Source organism: Pseudomonas edaphica, assembly GCF_005863185.1.
Classification (GTDB): domain Bacteria; phylum Pseudomonadota; class Gammaproteobacteria; order Pseudomonadales; family Pseudomonadaceae; genus Aquipseudomonas; species Aquipseudomonas edaphica.
Window position 1 is genome coordinate 1 of sequence record NZ_VBVZ01000469.1, and the last position, 5,017, is coordinate 5,017.

Annotated in this window: 4 protein-coding genes; 3 read left to right on the forward strand and 1 reads right to left on the reverse strand. The window is 62.3% G+C overall.

Annotated elements, in window-relative coordinates; all coding sequences use genetic code 11:
• The coding region (locus FEM54_RS24375; protein ID WP_477749738.1) for a thiolase family protein at positions 1–557 on the reverse strand (557 nt) is incomplete at its 3' end.
• A 114-nt stretch (positions 558–671) separates the two neighbouring features.
• On the opposite strand from FEM54_RS24375, the gene FEM54_RS24380 reads away from it, so the two are divergent.
• From FEM54_RS24380 to FEM54_RS24395, 3 genes are all read left to right on the forward strand, one after another.
• Complete coding sequence (locus FEM54_RS24380; protein ID WP_017134703.1) at positions 672–2,015, forward strand: 3-oxoacyl-ACP reductase; 1,344 nt, start codon at positions 672–674, stop codon at positions 2,013–2,015.
• A gap of 2 nt (positions 2,016–2,017) precedes the next feature.
• Positions 2,018–2,866 carry a MaoC family dehydratase gene (locus FEM54_RS24385; RefSeq protein ID WP_138453432.1) on the forward strand — a complete coding sequence of 283 codons (849 nt, stop codon included), beginning with the start codon at positions 2,018–2,020 and terminating at the stop codon, positions 2,864–2,866.
• 302 nt (positions 2,867–3,168) lie between these two features.
• The gene (locus FEM54_RS24395) at positions 3,169–4,941 is read left to right on the forward strand and encodes a collagen-like triple helix repeat-containing protein (RefSeq protein ID WP_240792795.1); all 1,773 of its coding nucleotides are present in this window, start codon (positions 3,169–3,171) and stop codon (positions 4,939–4,941) included.
• Positions 4,942–5,017 lie beyond the last annotated feature (76 nt).

Consider the following 5,017-nt stretch of genomic DNA (forward strand, 5'->3'; position numbering starts at 1 on the left):
GTCTGCGCCATCAGCTCGCAATGCTGGCCCATGGACAGGCCGGTGCGCGGCTCGCCATTGCGTGGCAGCTGCGGCTTAAGGTGATGGGGACGAAGTTGTAACAGGACTTTTAATTTATCCGCCATGGACTTGCTGCGGTTGGCTTGCAACAAGATTTTGCGCAGGCCTTCATTCACACCAATCGGCGCATCGGACGTAGTGTCGACGCCGCCGGCAATCCCGCATTCGATCTGCCCCAGGGCAATCTTGTTGGCCACCAGCAACGCCGCTTCCAGCCCGGTGCCGCACGCCTGCTGAATGTCATAGGCCGGGGTTTGCGGCGACAGGCGCGAGCCCAGCACGCATTCGCGGGTGAGGTTGAAGTCGCGCGAATGCTTGAGCACCGCACCGGCCGCCACCTCGCCGATGCGCAGGCCGTGCAGGTTGTAGCGCTCGATCAGGCCTTCGAGGGCAGCGGTGAGCATCGCCTGGTTACTCGCCGTGGCATATGGGCCATTGGAACGGGCGAAGGGGATGCGGTTACCGCCAATGATCGCTACACGGCGCAATTGAGTCATGGAAAGCTCCCTGAAGGTTATGGGGTGAATCTCTGAGCCTAGCCTAGGCTCAATCGAACGACTTTCACCTATTGATGGTCCACCGTTTGAACCCCAGCACTCGGAGAGCGTTCCATGTCTGACCGTTATATCGACTTCGCCAACTCAAGCCTCGGCCATCGCCTGGTCGCCGCCATTGGCCTGCCGTCACCGGTACGCCTGGAACGCTGGCAAGCTGGGCGCCTGCGCCCGGTGGAAGGTGCTCTGCTGCTGGGCGGTGGCGCGCTGGCCGCCAAGGTGCAGGTATTTGCGCACAAACTGACCGACGCGATTTACACCTACGGCGCCGAATCGTCGACCTGGATCCCAGGCCACGGCCCCAAGCTCAAGGCCGTGGTGTTTGACGCCAGCGACTTGCAGCACACCGACCAACTCAAGCAACTGCGCGAATTCTTTCAGCCTTTGCTGAAAAATCTCGATCACAGCGCACATCTGGTGATTCTGGGACGCGCGCCGGAAAGCCTCAGCGACCCGTTTGCCGCCAGTGCACAGCGTGCCCTGGAGGGTTTCAGCCGTTCACTGGCCAAGGAATTGCGCAGCGGCGGCGTGTTGCAACTGTTGTATGTGGGCGACGGCGCTGAAGATCAGCTGGAAGGCGCGCTGCGTTTCTTCCTGTCACCGAAAAGTGCGTATATCTCTGGCCAGGTCATTCGCCTGCAGGCCTGCGCCACCCCGGTTGAAGACTGGACGCGCCCGCTGGCCGGGCGCAAGGCGCTGGTCACGGGTGCTGCGCGTGGTATCGGCGCCTCCATTGCCGAAACCCTGGCGCGCGACGGTGCCGAAGTGATCGTGCTGGATGTGCCCCAGGCCAAGGCCGACCTCGAAGCCCTCGCCGCTCGCTTGGGTGCGCGCACCGTGGTGCTGGATATCTGCGCCGAAGACGCGGCCACACAGTTGATCGAACACCTGCCCGACGGCATCGACATCGTGGTGCATAACGCCGGCATCACCCGCGATAAAACCCTGGCCAACATGACGCCGGAATATTGGGACGCCGTATTGGCGGTCAACCTCAACGCGCCCCAAGTGCTGACCAAAGCCCTGCTTGATAGCGGCACCCTGCACGACAACGGCCGCGTAGTGCTGCTGGCGTCGATCAGCGGGATTGCCGGTAATCGCGGGCAAACCAACTACGCCGCGAGCAAGGCCGGGCTGATTGGCCTTGCCCAGGCGTGGGCGCCGCTGCTGGGCGAGCGTGGCATCAGCATCAACGCGGTCGCGCCGGGTTTTATCGAAACCCAGATGACCGCGCACATTCCCTTCGCCCTGCGTGAAGCCGGGCGGCGCATGAGTTCCTTGGGCCAGGGTGGTTTGCCGCAAGACGTGGCCGAAGCCGTCGCCTGGCTCGGGCAGCCGGGTTCCGGGGCCGTCAGCGGCCAGGCGCTGCGCGTATGTGGGCAAAGCCTGCTGGGAGCGTGACTATGCAGTGGCAGACATTGGACAGCACCCCGTTTCTGTTGCCGCTGTATTGGCGGGCGGCGCTCAAGCGCAAGATCAGCGGCAGCACCTTGCCGGATGAAGGGTTGCGCTGCCATGTGCGCGTGAACCCGGCCGACGTCGCGGCTTATCGCAAGGTCTGCGGGTTTGCCGACAGCCCGGTGCTGCCGGGCACTTACCCGCATATCCTGGCGTTCGGTTTGCAGATGCAATTACTCACCGACAAAAAATTCCCCTTTCCACTGCTGGGGTTGATTCACCTGAGCAATCGCATTCGTATCCACCGGCCATTGGGCGGCGTGAATAACCTGCTGGTCGGTGTATACGCGCACAATCTGCAGCCCCACGCCAAAGGTGCGACCTTTGACATTGTGACCACGGTCGAGGATGCGCTGGGACTGTTGTGGGAAGCCAACAGCCGCATGCTGTGTCGAGGCGTGAAGCTGGACGGCGAGGCGCAAGTGGAGCCCTTGTCCGTCTTCGGCAATGTCAGCGAACTGGCGCGGTGGAAGGCGCCCGCTGATATCGGCCGCCAATACGCGCGGGTATCCGGCGACTACAACCCGATCCACCTGAGCGCGCTGACGGCCAAGCTGTTCGGCTTTCCCCAGGCTATCGCTCATGGGCTGTGGAATACCGCCCGTACATTGGCCGCGCTACACGAGCACTTGCCTGCCGCCAATGTAGAAATAGACGTCGAGTTCAAAAAACCGGTACGCCTGCCCAGTGAAGTTGTTTTGCTCAGCAGCGCCGCAGGCTCGAGCGGAGAGTTACAGTTGAACGGCCCCGGCGATATTCAACATATGCTCGGTAAGTGGCAACCCATCGCCTGAAAAAAGCACATTAATTGTATATATACACCCTAAGTTATAGCGGACGCCTCGGCGTCCGTTTGTTTATTCAAGCCCATGATTTTTAAAATATAAATATCTTGATACACCCCTCGATTACACCCTTCGTATTAGTCATTAAGCCGACTGCAGCCCGGTGTATATAAATCGTTAATACCAAGTTGAGCGTTGCGCGAAAGAGTGCCCGGGTCTGTGATGACAACACGGACAAACGTATCGCTATCCCTAGAAATAGCGAGCGTTTGAAAACAACCCAGGTTGTACAGGTGCAAGGAAACTCAATCATGAAAACTCAAACTCAAGTAGTGCTTTGGAAAGCAAGTACCGCGCTGGCCCTGGTCATGGCGATGAGCCTCGGTGGCTGCAGCAGCGGTGGTGGCGGGCATCACAGCAGTGTGGCGGCATCTTCTCCTGATGCAGGTGCAGGTAGCGGCGCTGGTGGTGGTACTGGCGGTGGTACTGGCGGTGGTACAGGTGGCGGAACCGGTGGTGGCACTGGCGGCGGTACAGATGGCGGTACCGGTGGTGGCACTGGCGGCGGCACAGGTGGCGGAACCGGCGGCGGCACTGGCGGCGGCACAGGTGGTGGAACCGGTGGCGGCACTGGTGGCGGAACCGGCGGTGGCACAGGTGGCGGCACCGGTGGTGGCACTGGCGGTGGCACTGGTGGCGGAACCGGCGGTGGCACAGGTGGCGGCACCGGCGGTGGCACTGGCGGTGGCACAGGTGGCGGAACCGGCGGCGGCACAGGTTCAACCACTACACCTCTGGTTACCGGCCAGATTGCCGGCACCCTGGGCGGCACTGTCGGTAACGTAGGCGCAGCGGTCGGTGACCTCGGTTCGACCTTGAACAATGTGCCTATCGTCGGCACAACAGCAGGCGGCCTGGTTACGGCGACCGGCACTGCAGTCACCAGCATCGGCACTGGCGTCACCAGCGGTCTTGGTTCGCTGGGCACTAACAGCAACTCCCTGGGCATCACGGTCGCAGGTGTAGGTAATGGCGTTGCCGATCTGGGCACTGGCCTGTCGACCACTGGGAAATCGCTCTCGACCACCCTCGGCGGCGTACCCGTAGTGGGCGGTTTGACCGGTGGCGTCGGTGGAGCGGTAGGTGGTGTAGTGGACAAAGTCGGTCAAGCCGTCACCATGCTCGGCGATACCGTCAGCACTGCCAGCACCACTGGCCCATTGGGCTCGTTAACTAACACAGTGGGCGGCAAAGTACTGGTGCCTGTGGTGTCGCTGGTGGAAAACACTACCGGCAACCTCGGCAAGGCAACCGGCCTGGGCACCCCTGTGAATGGGCTGCTGGATAAAGTCGGCAGCACCGTCACCGGCCTGGGCACCCAAGTCGCCAGTGCTGGCGGCACCGGCAACCCTGTTACCACCATCGTCGGCAGCGCTCTGACGGGCGTAGGCGGCACACTCGATAAATCCGGCGGCTATGTCGCTCCAGCCAGTGGCGCAGCAGCGCCCGGCCTGCCTGAACTGGTCGGTGGCCTGGTGGCCAACGTGGGTAGCGGCCTGAACGCCGGCAACACCAACGGCACTGTGAGTGCAGCAGGTGTCACCGGTGGCGCATTGGGCAACACGGTCGCCTCGCTCGGCACCGTTCTCGGTGGCACGGGCGTCGCCAACACCGCCGCCACTGCGCCGGTGGCAGGCCTGGCCACTAACGTGGGCGCGGCGCTTAACCCAGTAACGTCCGGTGTAACCAGCCTGACCCAAAACGTCGGCACCACTACCGGCCTCGGCGCTCCAGTCAACGGCCTGGTGACTCAAGTCGGCGGTGCGGTGAGTGGTATCGGCACTAACCTGACCACAGCTAATGCCAACCCAATCACCAACGCGGTAGGTACCACCGTCACCACAGTCGGCAACACCGTAGGCTCGGTAGGTGGTTTGGTCACCGGCGGCACCAGTGGCAGTAGCGGTGGCTTGCTCGGCGGCCTCACCGGCGGCACCGGCGCCAGCACATCGGGCAGTGGCACTACAACCACGGGTACAAGCGGCGGTCTGGGCGGTTTGCTGAACGGCCTTACCGGCAAATAATAAATTGCACCTGGCCGATTAGACGGCCTCCCCTACAGCGCCTACGCTTGGTTGAGACGAGAGACCCTTATAAGTC

Coding starts and splice junctions, on each gene's coding strand:
- FEM54_RS24380 (WP_017134703.1), top strand. CDS start 672: ATGTCTGACCGTTATATCGACTTCGCCAACTCAAGCCTCGGCCATCGC.
- FEM54_RS24395 (WP_240792795.1), top strand. CDS start 3,169: ATGAAAACTCAAACTCAAGTAGTGCTTTGGAAAGCAAGTACCGCGCTG.
- FEM54_RS24385 (WP_138453432.1), top strand. CDS start 2,018: ATGCAGTGGCAGACATTGGACAGCACCCCGTTTCTGTTGCCGCTGTAT.